Raw genomic sequence first — 19,900 nt, 5'->3', positions numbered from 1 at the left:
CGGGCTCCATAAAAAAGCCCTGCGGTTGGCAGGGCCTGGATATTACAGAATACGGCTGATAAGTCGGTCGATACGGATGCGACGTAAGCGGCGAATAAGCTTGCGGACTTTCACCGGATAATCGGCGATGCTCTGCAATTCGCGGTAATGATTCACCACGGTTGTATGCGTGCGAATCAGTTCCAGCTCACGCTCGCGCTGTGCGGCTAACTCATGCTGCGGGTCGTGGATCAGGATAGCGTTTTCCAGATCCAGTCGCCAGGCGCGTGGGTTCAGGTTGTTACCGGTCAGCAGCATCCACTCATCGTCGACCCACATGCCTTTCAGATGGTAACTGTTGTCTTCATCTTTCCAGAGACGCACAACCAGCTGGTCAGTGTTGACGTAATACTGTAATCGGCTCAGGAAACGGCGCAGGTTAATCTCATAGAGATAGGGCAGCGCACCGATGATTTTGAACGGCTGATCTTCAGGAATGAAAAAGTCGTTTGCCGTTTTATCACCGACGATGATCTCCACTTTTTTACCGTCGCGCAGTAGCTGAATGATATTACGCACCAGCACGGCCGGAAGGTTGAAGTACGGCGTACAGATGGTGAGCTTCTGCTCCGCGCACGGCATCAGATGGAAGATCGTTTTGTTCAGCTGGCTTGATTTGCCGAGCCCTACCAGCGGGGTAACGGATAACTCTTCGTTGTTCGCATCACCCTGGAAATGATAGACCGCATCGCGGAGCTCCTGGCGGAAGGCGCGAACATCGTTTTTGATCTCCGGGCTTTTCGGACGCTCGGGATCGTCAAGGCGATTGACGCCACGACCATGTACCAGATTTTTATCAACCCAGTTAAACATGATATCGGCCATCTGTGGATTACGAATCAGATGGTAACGGTCGTAGCGATATTTATCGAGCTGATGCAGGTAAACATCATTCAGACTGGCGCCGCTGTAAAGCACACTGTCATCAATGATAAAGCCCTTGAAATGAAGGACGCCGAGCGCTTCACGGGTATTAACAGGTACGCCATAAACAGGCACATCAACGCCAGGATTTTCCTGCGCCGTGCGGCAATACCAGTCAGCATTGGTGTTTGAAGCGGCTGCGCCGATACGGCCACGCTGAGCGCGATGCCAGTCTACCAGCACGCGAACATCCAGTTCCGGACGCTGACGTTTAGCTTCATAGAGTGCGTTCAGGATCGCGCGCCCGCCTTCATCTTGTTCAAGATACAGAGCCACAATGCAAATGCGTCGCGTGGCGCTGGCAATCTTTTCCAGAAGCGTCTCCCGAAAATGAGCGGGAGCGTAAAAGAACTCTACATCATCAACTGACTGAGAAATCTTCGGTAGTTGAGCAAGGTGTTGTTGATGTTTATTACGCTTAAATTTTGACAACATCACAGTGCGTTTCTTCTCTGTTCATTGAAGGGTTGTCTGTACCATGCAAACAACATAAGCGGACAATGATACCACCAGTCCCGTCCAAAGTGGGTAACATTTCCAGTAGCTTACTTGTGTTTGTCTGCCGATGTCAGACTAAGGGACAAGGCAACAATACCTTCGTCCAGCTGAATATCAACCTCAAATCCAAGTTTTCGCGCCAGGGTCACCATACCGCGATTGTTAGGCATAGTAATGCCATTGAGGCGTAACAATCCGTGATCTCGCGTATAACTGATGAGTTTTTCCAGCAGCCGTCTTCCCAGGCCCAGACCTTTAAGATCGGAGCGGACCAGTACGGCAAATTCCGCATCGACGTTATCCGGGTCAGAAATAGCACGCGTGACGCCGAGGATCTCATCCCCCTTATCGGAGCGACGAACGGCAACAAACGCCATTTCTCGATCGTAGTCGATCTGGGTCATATTAGCTAAATCATCGTGGGTAAATTCGTTGATTTCGCTAAAATAGCGATAATAGAGATCTTCTTTCGTAACTTGAGAGATAAAGGCCCGCAGCTGGGGTTCATCCTCCGGCAGAATAGGGCGGAACAAGGCGCGTTGCCCATTTTTCATCTCAACCCATTCCTCCAGCTGCAGAGGATATGGCCGGATCGCCAGACGGCTCTCTCTGTCACCTTCGAATGGCGCGATATCCAGCGTCACGTCCAGCGCCGTAAACTCGCTGCCGGAGGCGAGAAGCGGATGAATATCCAGCCGCTGGATCTCTGCACAATCCACAATCAGGTTAGACACCTGCACCAGAAACTGACTTAACCCGGCAATATCGAGCGGACGCAGCGCACTTCGGCCTCGGATCTTTTTGCTTTTAATCGCCTGAATGATCAGATAACGCGCCAGATTCATGTTCAGCGGCGGTAATGCCACCACGGCTTGTTCTTCAGGCCGCCATTCTACACCGCCTTCTCCCAGCATGATGAGGGGACCAAACACCGGATCGTGTTCGACCACAACCCGTAACTCCTGAGCCCCTGCGCGGTTAGCCATGCTTTGCACCAGCAGTCCGTGGATCCTTGCCTGCGGCCAGGCCATTTTGACACGGTCGAAGATGGCATCTGCGGCCTGCTGTACTTCCGTTGCCGTGCGCAGGTATAACATGACCCCCTGAACATCAGACTTATGCGGAATATCCGGGGAACGCAGCTTAAGGGCAACCGGGTAGCCAATTTGCTCAGCTATATGAACGGCCTCAGCGCTGTCGCTGGCGATCCAGGTCGGCAGGGTTTGCATTCCGTAGCTACCCAGAATGGGTTGAACTTCATGCGTATCAAGCGACGTCGCCCCCTCTTCGATAGCCTGCTGCAACAGCCGGTGAACGTCGACGGTGTTCGCCGTGAGATTACCGGGCAACGCCGGCGTTTCACGTAGCTGTTTCTGGTTGCGGCGATATTCCACCATATGCATAAACGCGGTGATGGTGCCTTCCGGTGTGCGGTAGGTTGGCAGCCCGGCTTCGCTGAACAAGCGTCGCGCTTCCTGAGAGGAAAACTCACCGCACCAGTTGGTCAGCAGGGTGACGTATTTGCCTCGCGGATGATTGCGCACGGCATCAATAAGCGCACGCGCGCTTTCACTCCCGGGAGCTACCGCGCTGGGGGAGTGGATAATCATCAGCGCATCGAAATCCTGGCTATCCAGCAAAATGGAGATAGCACGGATATAGCGCTCGCTGCTGGCATCATCACGCAAATCAAGCGGATTGCCGGGCGTAACGCTTGCCGGAAGCGCTTCTTTCAGACGCTGCAGCGTCTCTTCACTCAGCGTTGCCAGCTTGCCGAAGCGCCGCCACAGCTCGTCCAGCGCAAGTGCAGCAGGGGCGGCACCATTGCTGACAATCATTAACTTCTCGCCGCGCAGCGGGCGCATATGGCTTAACGTCTCAACGGCGGAAAAAAGCTCGTGCGTATCCTGTACGCGCAGCAGCCCCGCGCGCTGAATGGCAGCATCCCAGGCCGGATCCATACCGGAATGCGAATGCAACAGACGCTGTGCTGCAGGGCTGCGTCCGCTTTTGATCACCAGGATCGGCTTATTACGCGAAGCGCTTCGCGAAGCCGATACAAAACGACGGGCGTCGCTGAGGTGTTCAAGATAAAGCAGGATCGCACTGGTTTTGCCGTCACGCGCCAGAAAATCCAGCAGTTCATCAACGTCGATATCCAGACTGTCGCCGAGGGCAATGAAGTAGGAGAATCCCATTTCACGCTGCTGCGCCCAGTCGAGAATGGTGTTTGATACCGCGGCCGACTGCGAAATAAAAGCGAGCTTGCCTTTGCGGATTGGGACCGGGGAGAAACTGGCATTCAGCCCCTGCCAGGGGGCGAGCAGGCCCAGACTGTTTGGCCCCAGGATGCGCATTTGATAGCGGTTGGCGCATGCCAGCAGCTCGGCTTTCTGCTCGGGCGGAGAGGAGAGGATAATGCAGGTTTTACACCCTTTCTTCCCGAGTGACTCCAGCAGTTCCGGATTACGCTTTGCGTTGGTACAAAGTACGGCAAGATCCGGCACGAAAGGCAGGCTTTGTACATCAGGCCATGCAAGCACTCCCTGGACGGCCTTATAAGCCGGCGTGACGGGCATGACGGGGCCGTTAAATCCCCCGGCCAGCAGGTTACGCATCATCAGATAGCCAGCACGATCCGGTTTCATTGATGCGCCGATTACGGCTATGGATTTAGGACGAAGTAGCGCTTCTAACCCTCGCTGGCTCATGCAGGCCTCCTGTGAATGCAAGCGACCTGATGATTTTAAACGCTTTCTGGCTCTGTTGCTGTGACACTGCCCTTATGAACGGTTTTTCCTGCCAGATAGCGCTCGCGAAAACATGAGAAATGGTTGCCCAGAGCCGCAGCCGCAGCGGTATCTCCCGCCAGATCCAGAAGCGCAATGGCCACCTCGGCGGTGCAGTACTGCCCGTCAGCATGCGCTTCGCGCAGGCGGTAGGCGGAAACGCGGGAAAGGTCGACAGATATCACCGGCAGGGCGTCGAGGTAAGGGCTTTTGCGAAACATTTTGCGCGCTTCGGTCCAGGTGCCGTCCAGCATAATAAACAGCGGCGGTTTACCGGATGGCGGCGCCGAAAGCACCTGACGATCTGCGCCCGCATAAGAGGCCGGGAAAACGACCATTGGCTGATAGTCCGGGCTTGCCACCAGGTCGAGCAGGGCCTGAGGCGGTTCGGTACGGGACCACTGAAACGCAACGGTATCCGGCAGAATATCGGCGATAAGACGCCCCGTATTGCTGGGCTTCATCGGTTCGGTATCGAACATGACCAGACAAAAACGGCTCTCTGCCGAACTCGTGGCCAGCGTCTCGCACAGGCAAACCTTCAGCGGTAGCAGGCAGCGCTGACAGCGACGAATACGATTGCCGCGGGCAAGAAAGGGGCGAGTCGCGCGCGCAAGGCGCTCGGCACGTAATTTAAGGACAGCGTTATCAGTCATGGGCGAAATGCAGGAAAAACGCTATTTTCGCAGAGGCGGGAGCGGGGCACAAGATGTGCCCCTGGGATTGTTACAGTGATTCGTTTAACCAGCTATCGAACGGAGCTTTCGGAACCGCACCGTTGAGCATGTCGACCATTTCACCGTTTTTGAAGATCATAATGGTCGGAATACTGCGGATTTGAAAACGCGCGCTGAGCTCGCGCTCCGCCTCGGTATTGACCTTCACGAAGCGCATCTTACCGCTGCGCTCTTCGGCCACATCCTCAAAGATCGGCGCAAAGTTTCGGCACGGGCCGCACCATGGCGCCCAGAAATCGATCACGACAGGAAGATCGTCCTTGAGGAGTTTGTCCAGCGTAGCACCCGTCGCGTTAATGACATCGCCATCAAACAATTCATGGCCACAACGCCCGCATTTCGCACCATCTTCAATCCGATCGTCCGGAATGCGATTAAGAGCCTGACAGTTGGCACATACGGTATTCATAACTAACCTCTGATAGAGCCGTGGGACAGCGGCAGTATGCCGATAATGTTTCTAATATGTTACATATTATCAATGAGCCTGTTTGAAACAACAATGCGTTTTATTCAATGAGAACAATAGTCACAGGCTTTTGTACGAAATTATGGCTATGCGCTGGCACATCGGGTAATCTGCGCGCTTCGCGCAGCGCTGGTGGAGAAAAGCATGAACGACGAAATGAAAAACAAAAGCGGCAAGGTCAAAGTGATGTATGTCCGCAGTGATGATGACTCTGATAAACGCACCCAAAATCCGCGTACCGGAAAAGGTGGCGGGCGTCCGGCGTCTTCTCGTGCAGACGGTGGCCGTCGCCCCGCCCGCGATGACAGAAACAACCGCAGTGATGACCGCAAACGTGACGATCGCAAACGCGATGACCGTCCGCGTTCCGACCGCCCACGTAGTGACCGTCCGCGTGATGACTTCTCACGTGATAACGCTTCCCCGTGGCGCACCGTTTCTCGCGCCCCTGGCGATGAGACGGTGGAAAAAGCCGATCACGGCGGTATCAGCGGTAAAAGCTTTATCGACCCGGAAGTGCTGCGCCGTCAGCGCGCGGAAGAGACCCGCGTGTATGGCGAGAACGCCTGCCAGGCGCTGTTCCAGAGCCGTCCTGAGTGTATCGTCCGCGCCTGGTTTATCCAGAGCGTGACCCCACGCTTTAAAGAAGCGCTGCGCTGGATGGCGGCAAACCGTAAAGCCTACCACGTGGTTGATGATGCTGAGCTGACCAAAGCGTCTGGCACCGAGCACCACGGCGGCGTTTGCTTCCTGATCAAAAAACGTAACGGCACGACCGTGCAGCAGTGGGTCAGCCAGGCGGATGCCGATGACTGCGTGCTGGCTCTGGAAGATGTGGGCAATCCGCATAACCTGGGCGCAATGATGCGCAGCTGCGCGCACTTTGGCGTGAAAGGCGTGCTGTTGCAGGATGCCGCGCTGCTGGAATCCGGCGCCGCGATCCGTACTGCGGAAGGTGGAGCCGAGCACGTACAGCCAATCACCGGCGACAGCGTTCTGGATGCCCTGGAGCAGTTCCGTAAAGCGGGCTATTCCATCGTGACCACTTCGAGCCACGCCGGTACGCCGCTGTTTAAAGCGACACTGCCGCGTAAAATGGTTCTGGTGCTGGGTCAGGAGCGCGATGGTCTGTCTGACGCGGCGCTCTCCAGTGCAGATCTGAGCGTCTCTATCGACGGGACGGGCAATGTGGAAAGTCTGAACGTTTCCGTTGCGACCGGCGTGCTGCTGGCCGAATGGTGGCGTCAGAACAAAGCGTAAGCCTTTATGCTTTTTGTATGCCCGGTTCACCGGGCATACAAACTCACACTACTCGCTTTCTGCCGGTAACACAGGCATCCAGTCAATTGGCGTTTCGCCACGTTTTTCCAGCCATTCATTCGCCAGAACAAAATGATTACTGCCAAAGAAACCTCGATGCGCAGACAGCGGTGACGGGTGCGGTGCTTTCAGGACATGGTGACGCTGACGGTCGATGATCGCTCCTTTCTTCTGCGCATGCGATCCCCACAGTAAAAACACGACCCCTTCGCGATGCTCATTGATAAGGCTGATGACTTTATCGGTAAACGTCTCCCAGCCCAGGCTGGCGTGCGAGTGCGCCTGGCCCGCCCGTACGGTGAGCACCGTATTCAATAACAGCACGCCCTGGCGAGCCCAGCTTTCCAGATAGCCGTGAGTGGGGCGGGTAAACCCGGGCACGGTTCCCTCAAGCTCTTTATACATATTGAGCAGGGAAGGCGGGATAGCCACGCCCGGACGCACGGAAAAGGCCAGTCCATGTGCTTGCCCAGGGCCGTGATAGGGATCCTGACCCAGAATGACCACTTTCACATCGCTCAGCTCGGTGTAGCGGAATGCGTTGAACACATCTTTCTGCGGCGGATAAATTGTCTGTCCGGACTGACGTTCAGCGGCAACGGTGCTGAGCGTATTGATAAAATAAGGCTGCTGCTTTTCTTCTGCCAGCACGTCATGCCAGGTTAAAGGTGTCGTCATCTCGCTCTCCTGCGAATCTCAATCTGTGACTAGCTTAACCGTTAAATTCACGGGCGCAAAATTACAGGTGGAAAATGCGCGTAAGTCACTCAATTTATGTTGAAATTATGCAGGTTGAATTGAATTGGTAAGGTTGCGAAATTGATCTGGAGCAATAAATTCAGACCACACTCTTTGTGTGGTTGGGGTTTTTGTTGATTTAAATCAATAAATCGCGGTGGTGTGAATGATATATATACACACAAGAAACAATGGTTTTACCAATTGGCCGCGAGAGGCCGACATCAGTTAATGTAGCCTAAGGGAGGCAACACATGATTACAGGTATCCAGATTACTAAAGCTGCAAATGACGATCTGCTCAACTCTTTCTGGCTGCTGGACAGCGAGAAAAACGAAGCGCGCTGCGTCGTAGCGAAAGCGGGTTTTGCAGAAGATGAAATCGTGCCGGTAAGCAAACTGGGCGAGATCGAGTACCGTGAAATTCCAATGGAAGTGAAACCGGAAGTGCGCGTGGAAGGTGGTCAGCACCTGAACGTTAACGTACTGCGTCGTGAAACGCTGATGGATGCAGTTGAGCATCCAGAAAAATATCCACAGCTGACCATTCGCGTGTCCGGCTATGCAGTTCGCTTCAACTCTCTCACCCCGGAGCAGCAGCGCGACGTTATTGCGCGTACCTTTACTGAAAGCCTGTAACGGCTTCAGACAGGGGGGAATAAAAAAGCCGGGATTTTCCCGGCTTTTTTTTACTCTTCAGATTTCGTCTCTGGTGCGGCAGAGCTTGGCTTACGGCGCTTACCAATATTTTTGGTGTCGCGGTGGCGCTGCTTCACGCGCGGTTTCTCTTTTTCTTTCTCTTTTCTCTCAGCACGTTTCGCGAGCGCTTTCTTGGACGGTTTGCCCGTCATTTTTTCGCTCGGCGCACGCGTGGTCGGGCGGAGTTCGTCAATAACGCGCGCTTTCAGCGGCTCATCAACATAGCGGCCAATTTTCTGCAGCAGCAGGTAGTCATGCGCTTCGACCAGTGAAATCGCAATACCTTTGCGGCCCGCGCGGCCGGTACGGCCAATACGGTGCAGATAGGTATCTCCGCTGCGCGGCATATCGAAGTTAATGACGTGGCTGACGTCCGGGATGTCGATCCCACGCGCGGCTACGTCTGTTGCAACCAGTACGTTAACGCGGCCATCGGTCAGGCGCTTAATGCCTTCGGTACGCTTGATCTGCGCCATCTCGCCTTCAAGATAGCAGTTGTTTATTCCGGCGTTACGCAGCATTTCAGCCAGCTCGTGCACGCGCTCGCGCTTACGCACGAACACGATTGTACGCAGAGCATCTTCCTGCTTCAGCAGGTGCTTGAGCAATTCAACCTTGTGCTCAAGGTTGTCCGCGCGGTAATACCACTGGTGAATCTTCTTACGCTCGCGCGTGGACGGCGTGGCAGACACTTCTACCGGATCTTCCAGCAGACGCTCCGCGAAATCTTTAATCGCTTCCCCTTCGAGGGTGGCAGAGAAGAGCATCGTCTGGTTACGCCAGCGCGTTTCACCCGCAATATGCTCGATATCCTGCGCGAAGCCCATGTCCAGCATGCGGTCGGCTTCGTCAAGAATCAGGGTTTCGACCGCGCGGCAGTCGAAGTTCTCTTCTTTAATGTACTGCAGCAGACGGCCCGTCGTCGCAACGACGATGTCCTGGTTTTCGCTGAACACTTCGGCGTGGTTCATATACGCAACGCCGCCGGTGATGGTGGCGATATCAAGATGAGTATTCGCCGCAAGTTCACGCGCGTGATCGGCAACTTGCATTGCCAGTTCGCGCGTAGGCGTCAGGATTAAAATACGCGGCGGGCCAGATTTCTTGCGTGGGAAGTCGAGCAGATGCTGCAACACAGGCAGCAAATAGGCTGCTGTCTTCCCCGTGCCGGTTGGCGCAGAACCGAGCACATCGCGGCCCTCAAGCGCAGGCGGAATGGCCGCTGCCTGAATGGCGGTCGGGCGTGTAAAGCCTTTGCTCTCTAGTGCATTGAGCAGGCTTTCATCGAGTTCAAGTTCGGAAAAAGTCGTTACAGTCATGTTCTACCTCTGTGTGGGGCGCTGATTATAGACGTTACGGCTGTAATCTTCATCTGTTTGTATGGATATCGCTTTTCGGCCACTTCGCTTTCCCCTATGCTACTCCAGTTTCACTTAGAAGGTTGCCCTGACATGTCTCAACTCAAAGCGCAGCTGCGCCGCGATGGTTTTACGTTTAAACAATTTTTTGTCGCTCACGATCGCTGTGCCATGAAAGTCGGTACAGACGGTATTTTACTGGGAGCATGGGCGCCTGTCGCAGGCGTTAAGCGTATTCTTGATATCGGTACCGGTAGCGGGCTGGTGGCGTTGATGCTGGCACAGCGTACGGAAGAGCATGTCACCATTGATGCCGTTGAACTGGATGCGCAGGCCGCAGAGCAGGCGAGTGAAAATGTGGCCGAATCCCCATGGGCAGCCCGAATGAGAGTCGAATGCGCAGATATACTGGCCTGGGCGCCTGAACAAACCGCGCGTTACGATCTGATCGTCAGCAACCCTCCCTACTACGAACCCGGCGTTGAGTGCGGCTCGCCTGAGCGCGAACAGGCGCGTTATACCAGCTCCCTCGATCATAAAGCGCTGCTCACCAGTGCGGCAGAACTGATCTCCGAAGAGGGTTTTTTCTGCGTGGTTCTGCCGGAGAGTACGGGCAACACGTTCATCGGTATCGCGCAGGAGATCGGCTGGACGTTACGTCTGCGTACCGATATTTCAGATACGGACGGACGGCTGCCGCACCGCGTGCTGCTGGCGCTCTCGCCAAAAGAGGGTGAATGCTTTAATGACCGAATGGTTATCCGTGGGCCAGACCAGCGTTATTCCGAAGATTATACTGCCCTGACCCAGGCGTTTTATCTGTTTATGTAAACCTGCGGGGCGAGTATCGACGGGCCGGACTCAGCAAGCTGATCCGGGTAGTCGAGGGTATAATGCAACCCGCGGCTCTCTTTACGCATCATCGCGCAGCGAACAATCAGCTCGGCAACCTGCACCAGGTTGCGCAGCTCCAGCAGATTATTGGAGACCCGGAAGTTGGCGTAATATTCATCAATTTCCTGCTGCAGCATGGTGATGCGGCGCAATGCGCGTTCAAGACGTTTCGTGGTGCGCACAATCCCTACGTAATCCCACATAAACAGCCGTAGCTCATGCCAGTTGTGCTGGATCACGACCAGCTCGTCCGGGTTATCCACGCGGCTTTCATCCCAGGCCGGCAGGCGCTCTGTCTCACGGGCGTAAGGCATGCGTTTCGCGATGTCTTCCGCTGCAGACCATCCGTAGACCAGACATTCGAGCAGCGAGTTAGAGGCCATACGGTTCGCGCCGTGAAGCCCTGTATAGCTGACCTCGCCAATAGCATACAGACCATCAACATCGGTACGCCCATGGTCGTCAACCATTACGCCACCGCAGGTATAGTGGGCGGCTGGCACAATGGGCACCGGATCGCGGGTTAAATCAATGCCAAGATTGAGCAGCTTTTCGTAAATCATCGGGAAATGCTGGCGAATGAACGCTGCTGGCTTATGGCTGATATCGAGATACATGCAGTCCACGCCAAGGCGTTTCATTTCATGGTCGATGGCGCGAGCGACAATATCACGAGGGGCCAGTTCGCTCCGGGCGTCAAAGTCCGGCATAAAGCGGGAGCCATCAGGGCGTTTCAGATACGCGCCTTCACCGCGCAGGGCTTCCGTCAGCAGGAAGTTGCGCGCCTGAGGGTGGAACAAGGCGGTGGGGTGAAACTGATTAAATTCGAGATTCGCCACCCGGCAGCCGGCGCGCCAGGCCATCGCTATACCGTCTCCGGAGGCAATGTCCGGGTTAGTGGTGTACTGATACACCTTGGAGGCGCCGCCCGTAGCCAGCACAACAGCCTTCGCCTGACAGGTTTCCACCTTTTCTCTAACTCTGTTCCAGACCCATGCGCCTACCACGCGACGCGTGCCGGGCAGGCCAATCTTGTCGGAGACAATCAGGTCAACGGCATTACTTCGCTCAAGAACCCGAATATTAGGATGGCTCAGCGCTTTACTGACCAGCGTGGTTTCCACTTCTTTGCCAGTCGCATCCGCTGCGTGGAGGATGCGGCGGTGGCTGTGGCCGCCTTCGCGAGTCAGGTGGTAGCTCTCTTCACCGTTGGGTTGAACCTGCGTATCAAACAGTACGCCCTGGTCGATAAGCCACTGAACGCAATGACGGGCGTTGCTGGCGACAAACTCCGCGGCGTGCGGATCCACGATCCCGGCCCCGGCAATCAGCGTATCTTCAACGTGGGATGCGATACTGTCTGTCTCATCGAACACGGCAGCAATGCCGCCCTGAGCATAAAACGTGGAACCTTCACTTATCGGCCCTTTACTCAGAACGATAACGTTTTGATGCTCGGCCAGGCGCAGCGCCAGAGAGAGACCGGCAGCGCCGCTGCCGATGATCAGTACATCACAATGGAGTTCAGGTGTTGTGTTCATGATTGTTGTTTAATTTACTAAACAGAGTTTGGTCAGAATAGCACCCGGATGCGATTTATCGCACGTTTTTTTTAAAGGTTGTTGCAACGGCTAAACGCGTAAGCGGAGGTAAACGGAGGGTAAATGAGTGAAATTATTTTGCGAAGCAGATCGTTAGCGTCAGATTTTGTGGTGAAATAAAAACGGGGTTGCGTTACTCTTCTGGCGGGAAAAAGATGTTTCTTGTCAGAAAGTGGTGCGTATCGTGAACAGACTTATAATGAGAGAAAATGAACAGTCTGCGGCGCGATGAACAAAAACAAAGGCGTTAAGGAACTTATTGAAGATCAGACACTCTAACTCGGTGCTTGCTCAAAGTGCGGTATTTTAGAGTGGCGTTTCGATAACGCGTGGAATTTAGGTTTGGGGAGACATTACCTCGGATGAGCGAGCAGTTAACGGACCAGGTCCTGGTTGAACGGGTCCAGAAGGGAGATCAGAAAGCCTTTAACTTACTGGTGGTGCGCTACCAGCATAAGGTGGCGAGCCTGGTTTCCCGCTATGTACCGTCAGGCGACGTGCCTGATGTAGTGCAAGAGTCTTTTATTAAGGCCTATCGCGCGCTGGATTCTTTCCGGGGAGATAGTGCTTTTTATACCTGGCTGTACCGTATTGCGGTCAATACGGCAAAGAATTATCTGGTCGCTCAGGGCCGTCGTCCGCCGTCAACTGATGTGGACGCAATCGACGCCGAAAACTTCGAAAGTGGCGGCGCATTGAAAGAAATTTCGAACCCTGAGAACTTAATGTTGTCAGAAGAGCTGAGACAAATCGTTTTTCGCACGATCGAGTCGCTCCCGGAAGATTTACGCATGGCAATTACGTTACGGGAGCTGGATGGTCTGAGCTATGAAGAGATAGCCGCTATCATGGATTGTCCGGTCGGCACGGTACGTTCACGAATTTTCCGTGCGCGAGAAGCTATTGATAATAAAGTTCAACCGCTTATCAGGCGTTGACGATAGCGGGATACTGGAAAAGGTATTAGGCATGCAGAAAGAAAAACTTTCCGCTTTAATGGATGGTGAAACGCTGGACAGTGAGCTGCTCAACGAGCTGTCTCATTCTCCTGAAATGCAAGAAACGTGGGAGAGTTATCATCTCATCCGCGACACCCTCCGCGGTGATACCAGCGAGTTTCTCCATTTCGATATCTCAGCCCGCGTCATGGCGGCGATTGAGAACGAGCCTGTTCATCAGACCACTCCGCTGATTCCTGAAGCTCAACCCGCGCCTCACCAGTGGCAGAAAATGCCATTCTGGCAAAAGGTGCGTCCGTGGGCCAGCCAGCTTACCCAAATGGGTGTGGCTGCATGCGTATCGCTTGCAGTTATCGTTGGCGTCCAGCACTATAATACTCAGTCTGAAACTAATCAGCAGCCAGAAGCGCCAGTGTTTAACACACTGCCGATGATGGGCAAAGCCAGCCCGGTAAGTCTGGGTGTACCGGCTGATGCTTCCGCCAGCGGCGGTCAGCAACAGCAGGTTCAGGAGCAGCGCCGTCGCATTAATGCGATGTTGCAGGATTACGAGCTGCAGCGTCGTCTGCACTCTGAACAGCTTCAGTTTGAGCAGGCGCAAACACAGCAAGCTGCTGTGCAGGTGCCCGGAAACCAAACTTTAGGAACGCAATCGCAGTAATGAAGCAACTTTGGTTCGCCATGTCTCTGATGGCGGGTAGCCTGTTCTTCTCTGCCAACGCCTCGGCTGATGTTTCATCCGGGGCGTTGTTGCAGCAAATGAATCTGGCCAGCCAGTCACTCAATTATGAGTTGGCATTTATCAGCATCAATAAGCAGGGCGTCGAGTCGTTACGCTATCGTCATGCCCGTCTTGATAATCAGCCGCTTGCCCAGCTTTTACAGATGGATGGCCCGCGTCGGGAAGTTGTCCAGCGTGGTAACGAAATCAGCTATTTCGAGCCAGGCCTGGAGCCTTTCACGCTGAATGGCGATTATATCGTTGATTCTCTGCCGTCACTTATTTACACCGACTTTAAACGGCTTGCTCCTTACTACGATTTTATTTCGGTAGGGCGTACGCGCATTGCGGACAGGCTGTGCGAGGTGATCCGCGTGGTTGCCCGGGACGGAACGCGCTACAGCTATATTGTCTGGATTGACGCGGAAACCAAACTCCCCATGCGTGTAGACCTGCTTGACCGTGACGGTGAAACGCTGGAACAGTTCCGCGTTATCTCCTTCAGTGTGAATAATCAGGTTGGCAACAGCATGCAGAATCTGGCTAAAGCCAGCCTGCCGCCGCTGCTTTCTGTTCCAGCAGGGGATTCCGTTAATTTCAACTGGGTACCGTCCTGGATCCCGCAAGGGTTTAGCGAAGTGTCCAGCAGCCGTCGTCAGCTGCCAACGATTGAAACGCCGGTGGAATCGCGCCTCTATTCCGACGGGTTATTCAGTTTCTCGGTGAATATCAACCGCGCAACGGCAAACAGCGCCGAACAAATGCTGCGTACCGGACGCCGGACGGTCAGCACCACGGTGCGCGATAACGCAGAGATCACCATTGTGGGTGAGCTCCCTCCGCAAACGGCGAAGCGCATTTCCGACAGCATTAAATTCAAGGCCGCACAATGATCAAAGAGTGGGCTACGGTGGTATCGTGGCAGAACGGCGTTGCGCTGGTGAGCTGCGACGTAAAAGCTTCATGTAATAGCTGTGCCTCCAGAGCAGGCTGCGGCAGTCGCGTGCTGAACAAGCTCGGGCCGCAAACATCGCACACGATTTCTGTGCCAAGTGAACAGCCGCTGATGGCGGGGCAGAAGGTAGAACTGGGCATTGCCGAAGGTAGCCTTCTCAGTTCCGCCATGCTGGTTTATCTCTCTCCGCTGGTCGGGCTGTTTATCATGGGCGGCATATTCCAGATGCTGTTTGGCACTGATATGGCCGCTATGTGCGGTGCCGCATTAGGTGGCGTGGGTGGGTTCTGGCTTGCTAAAGGCCTTTCTCCGATGCTCGCTGCGCGCGAGGAGTGGCAGCCTGTCATTCTTAGCGTTGGTCTGGCGCCAGACCAGATTCGCGTTGAGACGCTCTCTTCTGAGGCCCGGTGATCCATCGGGCTTTATCATTTTTTACACCCTAAAACAGAAAACGTCCTTTCTTCACGCTATACCTGTCTCTAAGTGCATTTCCAGGTTGCGAGGATGTAGTGTAGAATGCTGCGTTTTCGCACTGAAAAACGTCAGGCTAAGAACAGCGGCCTCCAGGAATTCGTAAGGCATAATTATTTAACTATATGAAGAACATACGTAACTTTTCGATCATTGCTCACATTGACCACGGTAAGTCGACGCTGTCTGACCGTATTATCCAGATTTGCGGTGGCCTGTCTGATCGTGAAATGGAAGCCCAGGTTCTGGACTCCATGGACCTGGAACGCGAACGCGGTATTACCATTAAAGCGCAGAGCGTCACGCTTGATTACAAAGCGGCTGATGGCGAAACCTATCAGCTGAACTTTATCGACACCCCAGGCCACGTTGACTTCTCCTATGAGGTTTCACGCTCGCTGGCGGCCTGTGAAGGCGCGCTGCTGGTGGTGGATGCCGGGCAGGGCGTTGAAGCCCAGACTCTGGCAAACTGCTACACCGCGATGGAAATGGATCTCGAGGTTGTGCCGGTTCTGAACAAGATCGACCTGCCAGCCGCCGATCCCGAGCGCGTAGCGGAAGAGATTGAAGATATTGTCGGTATTGACGCGACCGATGCCGTGCGCTGCTCCGCGAAAACCGGTGTGGGCGTAACCGACGTGCTGGAACGCCTGGTACGTGATATTCCGGCTCCGGAAGGCGATCCAGATGCGCCACTGCAGGCGCTGATTATCGACTCCTGGTTCGATAACTACCTGGGCGTTGTCTCCCTGGTGCGTATTAAAAACGGCACCATGCGTAAAGGCGACAAAATCAAAGTAATGAGTACCGGACAGGTCTATAACGCCGACCGTCTCGGTATCTTCACGCCAAAACAGGTTGACCGTACCGAGCTGACGTGCGGCGAGGTAGGCTGGCTGGTCTGCGCAATTAAAGACATCCTCGGCGCGCCGGTGGGCGATACCCTGACCGGTGCGCGTAACCCGGCAGATAAAGCGCTGCCAGGCTTTAAAAAGGTCAAACCGCAGGTTTACGCGGGTCTGTTCCCGGTCAGCTCTGACGACTACGAAAACTTCCGTGATGCGCTCGGTAAACTGAGCCTGAACGATGCTTCCCTGTTCTACGAGCCAGAAAGCTCTACGGCGCTGGGCTTCGGCTTCCGCTGCGGCTTCCTCGGTCTGCTGCACATGGAGATCATTCAGGAGCGTCTGGAGCGTGAATACGATCTGGATCTGATCACCACCGCACCGACGGTAGTGTATGAAGTTGAAACCACTTCGAAAGAGGTTATCTACGTCGACAGCCCGTCCAAGCTGCCGCCGCTGAACAACATTCATGAACTGCGCGAGCCTATTGCCGAGTGTCATATGCTGCTGCCACAGGAGTTCCTGGGTAACGTCATTACGCTGTGTATTGAGAAGCGTGGCGTGCAGACCAACATGGTTTACCACGGTAACCAGGTGGCGCTGACCTATGAAATCCCGATGGCGGAAGTGGTACTCGACTTCTTCGACCGTCTGAAGTCCACCTCCCGTGGCTATGCGTCACTGGATTACAACTTCAAACGCTTCCAGGCCTCCAACATGGTGCGCGTGGACGTGCTGATCAACGGCGAGCGTGTGGATGCGCTGGCGCTGATCACCCACAACGACAATGCGCCATATCGCGGTCGTGAGCTGGTTGAGAAGATGAAAGATTTGATCCCGCGTCAGCAGTTCGATATCGCAATTCAGGCGGCCATCGGCAACCACATTATCGCGCGTTCTACCGTGAAACAGCTGCGTAAAAACGTTCTGGCGAAGTGCTATGGCGGTGACGTCAGCCGTAAGAAAAAGCTGCTGCAGAAGCAGAAAGAAGGTAAGAAGCGTATGAAGCAGGTCGGTAACGTCGAGCTGCCGCAGGAAGCATTCCTTGCCATTCTTCACGTTGGTAAAGACGGCAAATAACCTTAAGGAGTTGGCATGGCGAACATGTTTGCCCTGATCCTGGTCATTGCTACCCTGGTGACAGGTCTGCTGTGGTGTCTGGATAAGTTTATCTTCGCCCCAAAACGTCATGAACGTCAGGCTGCCGCGCAGGCAGCCACGGGCGATGGGATTGACGCGAAAACCCTGAAGAAAGTCGGCCCGAAACCGGGCTGGCTGGAAACAGGCGCCTCGGTATTTCCGGTGCTGGCCATTGTGCTGGTGGTACGTTCGTTTATTTACGAGCCGTTCCAGATCCCATCAGGGTCAATGATGCCAACGCTGCTGATTGGTGATTTTATTCTGGTAGAGAAGTTTGCCTACGGCATTAAAGATCCTATCTACCAGAAAACGCTGATCGAAACCGGTCATCCGAAACGCGGCGACATCGTGGTATTCAAATATCCGGAAGATCCGCGCCTGGACTATATCAAGCGCGCGGTCGGTCTGCCGGGTGATAAAGTGACTTACGATCCGGTTGCGAAAGAAGTCACCGTTCAGCCGGGCTGCAGCTCCGGTACCGCATGTGAAAATGCGCTGCCGATCACCTACTCAAACGTTGAGCCAAGTGATTTTGTGCAGACCTTTGCGCGTCGTAACGGTGGCGAAGCGACCAGTGGGTTCTTCCAGGTACCGAAAGGCGAAACCAAAGAGAACGGTATTCGTCTGGTTGAGCGCAAAGAGACGCTGGGCGATGTGACCCACCGCATCCTGACAGTGCCTATCGCGCAGGATCAGCTCGGTATGTACTACCAGCAGCCGGGTCAGCAGCTTGCCAGCTGGATCGTACCGCCAGGCCATTACTTCATGATGGGCGATAACCGCGACAACTCTGCCGATAGCCGCTACTGGGGCTTTGTGCCGGAAGCGAATCTGGTGGGTAAAGCGACCGCAATCTGGATGAGTTTTGAGAAGCAGGAAGGCGAATGGCCGACCGGTGTACGCCTGAATCGTATTGGCGGAATCCATTAATTCTCAATAAATGAACGCGTAGCCGCTTTAATTAGCGGTTACGCGAATTATTTCCACGATAAATCTCTTCGAACTAACGACATCCCCTGTCGTTGTGTATAGAATATTCCCCCGAAGTTTAAGGTTGGCCCTGCAAGGGTGCCACGGCACACGAAACCGCGTTGGTTTTCTCAGGTCGGTTTCGTGTGCTGCATTTTTGACGCATTCATTTATTGGTATCGCATGAACCCCATCGTAATTAATCGGCTTCAACGGAAGCTGGGCTACACTTTTCATCATCAGGAGTTGTTGCAACAGGCATTAACCCACCGCAGTGCCAGCAGCAAACATAATGAGCGACTCGAGTTTTTAGGCGACTCTATTTTAAGTTTCGTGATTGCGAATGCGCTTTATCATCGTTTCCCGCGCGTGGATGAAGGTGATATGAGCCGCATGCGCGCCACGCTGGTTCGGGGTAATACCCTTGCGGAAATCGCGCGCGAATTTGAACTGGGCGAATGTCTGCGTCTTGGGCCGGGTGAACTGAAAAGCGGCGGCTTCCGTCGTGAATCTATTCTTGCCGATACGGTCGAAGCATTAATTGGTGGTGTGTTCCTGGACAGCGATATCCAGACCGTAGAAAAGCTGATCCTCAACTGGTATCAGACCCGTCTGGACGAAATCAGCCCGGGCGATAAACAAAAAGATCCGAAAACGCGTCTGCAGGAATATTTGCAGGGTCGTCATCTGCCGCTGCCATCTTATCTGGTGGTGCAGGTGCGTGGCGAAGCGCACGATCAGGAATTTACCATCCATTGCCAGGTCAGTGGCCTGAGTGAACCGGTGGTAGGCACAGGTTCAAGCCGTCGTAAGGCTGAACAGGCTGCCGCCGAACAGGCGTTAAAAATGCTGGAGCTGGAATGAGCGAAGAAAAAACCTATTGCGGATTTATTGCCATCGTCGGACGTCCGAACGTCGGCAAATCCACCCTGTTGAATAATCTGCTTGGGCAGAAGATTTCTATCACCTCTCGTAAGGCGCAGACCACGCGTCACCGCATTGTCGGCATCCATACTGAAGGCGCGTATCAGGCGATCTACGTTGATACCCCGGGCCTGCACATGGAAGAGAAGCGCGCCATTAACCGTCTGATGAACAAGGCGGCGAGCAGCTCAATTGGCGACGTAGAGCTGGTGATTTTCGTTGTTGAAGGCACCCGCTGGACGCCGGACGACGAGATGGTGCTGAACAAGCTGCGTGACGGTAAAACGCCGGTTATCCTCGCGGTCAACAAAGTTGACAACGTGCAGGAAAAGGCCGACCTGCTGCCGCACCTGCAGTGGCTGGGTAGCCAGATGAACTTCCTCGACATCGTTCCGCTGTCTGCTGAGACCGGCCTGAACGTTGATACCATCGCGGGTATCGTGCGTAAGCATCTCCCGGAAGCGATTCATCACTTCCCGGAAGACTACATCACCGATCGTTCTCAGCGCTTTATGGCGTCTGAAATCATCCGTGAAAAGCTGATGCGTTTCCTGGGCGCTGAGCTGCCGTACTCTGTGACGGTGGAGATCGAGCGTTTCCAGACCAACGAGCGCGGTGGCTACGACATCAACGGCCTGATCCTCGTTGAGCGCGAAGGGCAGAAGAAGATGGTGATCGGCAATAAAGGTGCCAAGATCAAAACCATCGGTATTGAAGCCCGTAAAGACATGATGGAAATGTTCGAAGCACCCGTTCACCTGGAACTGTGGGTGAAAGTGAAATCTGGCTGGGCCGATGATGAGCGTGCTCTGCGCAGCCTCGGTTACGGCGAAGACCAGTAAACCAAGACG

The 19,900-nt window shown here is 54.4% G+C and carries 19 protein-coding genes; 12 read left to right on the top strand and 7 right to left on the bottom strand.

The annotated features are described in order from the left end of the window. Positions 1-42 precede the first annotated feature (42 nt). From pssA to trxC, 4 genes are all read right to left on the bottom strand, one after another. On the bottom strand, positions 43-1,398 hold the full coding sequence (pssA, locus tag ACWHWP_RS17545) for a CDP-diacylglycerol--serine O-phosphatidyltransferase (protein WP_059312560.1): 1,356 nt from the start codon (positions 1,396-1,398) through the stop codon (positions 43-45). A 110-nt stretch (positions 1,399-1,508) separates the two neighbouring features. Beyond that, positions 1,509-4,172 (bottom strand): bifunctional acetate--CoA ligase family protein/GNAT family N-acetyltransferase, encoded by a 2,664-nt coding sequence (locus ACWHWP_RS17540; RefSeq protein ID WP_063428236.1) that lies wholly within the window; start codon positions 4,170-4,172, stop codon positions 1,509-1,511. A 35-nt stretch (positions 4,173-4,207) separates the two neighbouring features. Beyond that, complete coding sequence (gene tapT / locus ACWHWP_RS17535) at positions 4,208-4,906, bottom strand: tRNA-uridine aminocarboxypropyltransferase (protein WP_447856085.1); 699 nt, start codon at positions 4,904-4,906, stop codon at positions 4,208-4,210. 70 nt (positions 4,907-4,976) lie between these two features. Beyond that, entirely contained in the window at positions 4,977-5,396 is a 420-nt protein-coding gene (gene trxC, locus ACWHWP_RS17530) for a thioredoxin TrxC (RefSeq protein WP_047346793.1), read from the bottom strand. Positions 5,397-5,600: 204 nt separating this feature from the next. Here trxC and ACWHWP_RS17525 point away from each other — a divergent pair, with 204 nt between their 5' ends. Then, positions 5,601-6,716: a tRNA/rRNA methyltransferase gene (locus tag ACWHWP_RS17525; RefSeq protein ID WP_447856084.1), complete on the top strand. Its 1,116-nt coding sequence runs from the start codon at positions 5,601-5,603 to the stop codon at positions 6,714-6,716. A gap of 48 nt (positions 6,717-6,764) precedes the next feature. Here ACWHWP_RS17525 and ung read toward each other — a convergent pair whose 3' ends face one another. Then, complete coding sequence (ung, locus tag ACWHWP_RS17520; RefSeq protein ID WP_047346791.1) at positions 6,765-7,454, bottom strand: uracil-DNA glycosylase; 690 nt, start codon at positions 7,452-7,454, stop codon at positions 6,765-6,767. A 314-nt stretch (positions 7,455-7,768) separates the two neighbouring features. Here ung and grcA point away from each other — a divergent pair, with 314 nt between their 5' ends. After that, on the top strand, positions 7,769-8,152 hold the full coding sequence (gene grcA, locus ACWHWP_RS17515) for an autonomous glycyl radical cofactor GrcA (protein WP_008502190.1): 384 nt from the start codon (positions 7,769-7,771) through the stop codon (positions 8,150-8,152). 50 nt (positions 8,153-8,202) lie between these two features. On the opposite strand, the gene srmB is transcribed toward grcA, so the two are convergent. After that, positions 8,203-9,531, bottom strand: a complete 1,329-nt coding sequence (srmB, locus tag ACWHWP_RS17510) for an ATP-dependent RNA helicase SrmB (RefSeq protein ID WP_047346790.1) — start codon at positions 9,529-9,531, stop codon at positions 8,203-8,205. A gap of 132 nt (positions 9,532-9,663) precedes the next feature. On the opposite strand from srmB, the gene trmN reads away from it, so the two are divergent. Continuing rightward, positions 9,664-10,401 (top strand): tRNA(1)(Val) (adenine(37)-N(6))-methyltransferase TrmN, encoded by a 738-nt coding sequence (trmN, locus tag ACWHWP_RS17505; protein WP_447856083.1) that lies wholly within the window; start codon positions 9,664-9,666, stop codon positions 10,399-10,401. Here the strand turns inward: trmN and nadB are convergent. Further along, on the bottom strand, positions 10,386-12,005 hold the full coding sequence (nadB, locus tag ACWHWP_RS17500) for an L-aspartate oxidase (protein WP_447856082.1): 1,620 nt from the start codon (positions 12,003-12,005) through the stop codon (positions 10,386-10,388). The genes trmN and nadB overlap by 16 nt on opposite strands. A gap of 363 nt (positions 12,006-12,368) precedes the next feature. Here nadB and rseD point away from each other — a divergent pair, with 363 nt between their 5' ends. The 9 genes from rseD (at position 12,369) to era (ending at position 19,891) form a co-directional block, all read left to right on the top strand. Next, on the top strand, positions 12,369-12,431 hold the full coding sequence (gene rseD, locus ACWHWP_RS17495; RefSeq protein WP_229255512.1) for a rpoE leader peptide RseD: 63 nt from the start codon (positions 12,369-12,371) through the stop codon (positions 12,429-12,431). Continuing rightward, positions 12,428-13,003, top strand: a complete 576-nt coding sequence (gene rpoE / locus ACWHWP_RS17490; protein ID WP_059312568.1) for an RNA polymerase sigma factor RpoE — start codon at positions 12,428-12,430, stop codon at positions 13,001-13,003. The genes rseD and rpoE overlap by 4 nt, the downstream gene beginning before the upstream one ends. Positions 13,004-13,034: 31 nt before the next feature. Next, positions 13,035-13,685 (top strand): anti-sigma-E factor RseA, encoded by a 651-nt coding sequence (rseA, locus tag ACWHWP_RS17485; RefSeq protein ID WP_059312569.1) that lies wholly within the window; start codon positions 13,035-13,037, stop codon positions 13,683-13,685. Continuing rightward, positions 13,685-14,638: a sigma-E factor regulatory protein RseB gene (gene rseB, locus ACWHWP_RS17480; RefSeq protein WP_429053843.1), complete on the top strand. Its 954-nt coding sequence runs from the start codon at positions 13,685-13,687 to the stop codon at positions 14,636-14,638. Before rseA ends, rseB begins: the two co-directional genes overlap by 1 nt. After that, complete coding sequence (gene rseC / locus ACWHWP_RS17475) at positions 14,635-15,111, top strand: SoxR-reducing system protein RseC (RefSeq protein ID WP_447856081.1); 477 nt, start codon at positions 14,635-14,637, stop codon at positions 15,109-15,111. Before rseB ends, rseC begins: the two co-directional genes overlap by 4 nt. Positions 15,112-15,296: 185 nt before the next feature. After that, positions 15,297-17,096 carry a translation elongation factor 4 gene (gene lepA / locus ACWHWP_RS17470; protein ID WP_023308849.1) on the top strand — a complete coding sequence of 600 codons (1,800 nt, stop codon included), beginning with the start codon at positions 15,297-15,299 and terminating at the stop codon, positions 17,094-17,096. A 15-nt stretch (positions 17,097-17,111) separates the two neighbouring features. Next, on the top strand, positions 17,112-18,086 hold the full coding sequence (gene lepB / locus ACWHWP_RS17465; RefSeq protein WP_047346783.1) for a signal peptidase I: 975 nt from the start codon (positions 17,112-17,114) through the stop codon (positions 18,084-18,086). Between the two features lie 222 nt (positions 18,087-18,308). Further along, positions 18,309-18,989, top strand: coding sequence for a ribonuclease III (rnc, locus tag ACWHWP_RS17460; RefSeq protein WP_003860711.1), 681 nt, complete (start codon positions 18,309-18,311; stop codon positions 18,987-18,989). Beyond that, positions 18,986-19,891, top strand: coding sequence for a GTPase Era (gene era / locus ACWHWP_RS17455; RefSeq protein ID WP_006176722.1), 906 nt, complete (start codon positions 18,986-18,988; stop codon positions 19,889-19,891). Before rnc ends, era begins: the two co-directional genes overlap by 4 nt. The last annotated feature ends 9 nt before the right edge of the window (positions 19,892-19,900 follow it).

The organism is Enterobacter sp. WI-ESBL-E8 (assembly GCF_053364895.1).
The sequence above is the reverse complement of the archived record's forward strand: the minus strand, read 5'-3'. Positions and strand labels throughout refer to the sequence as shown.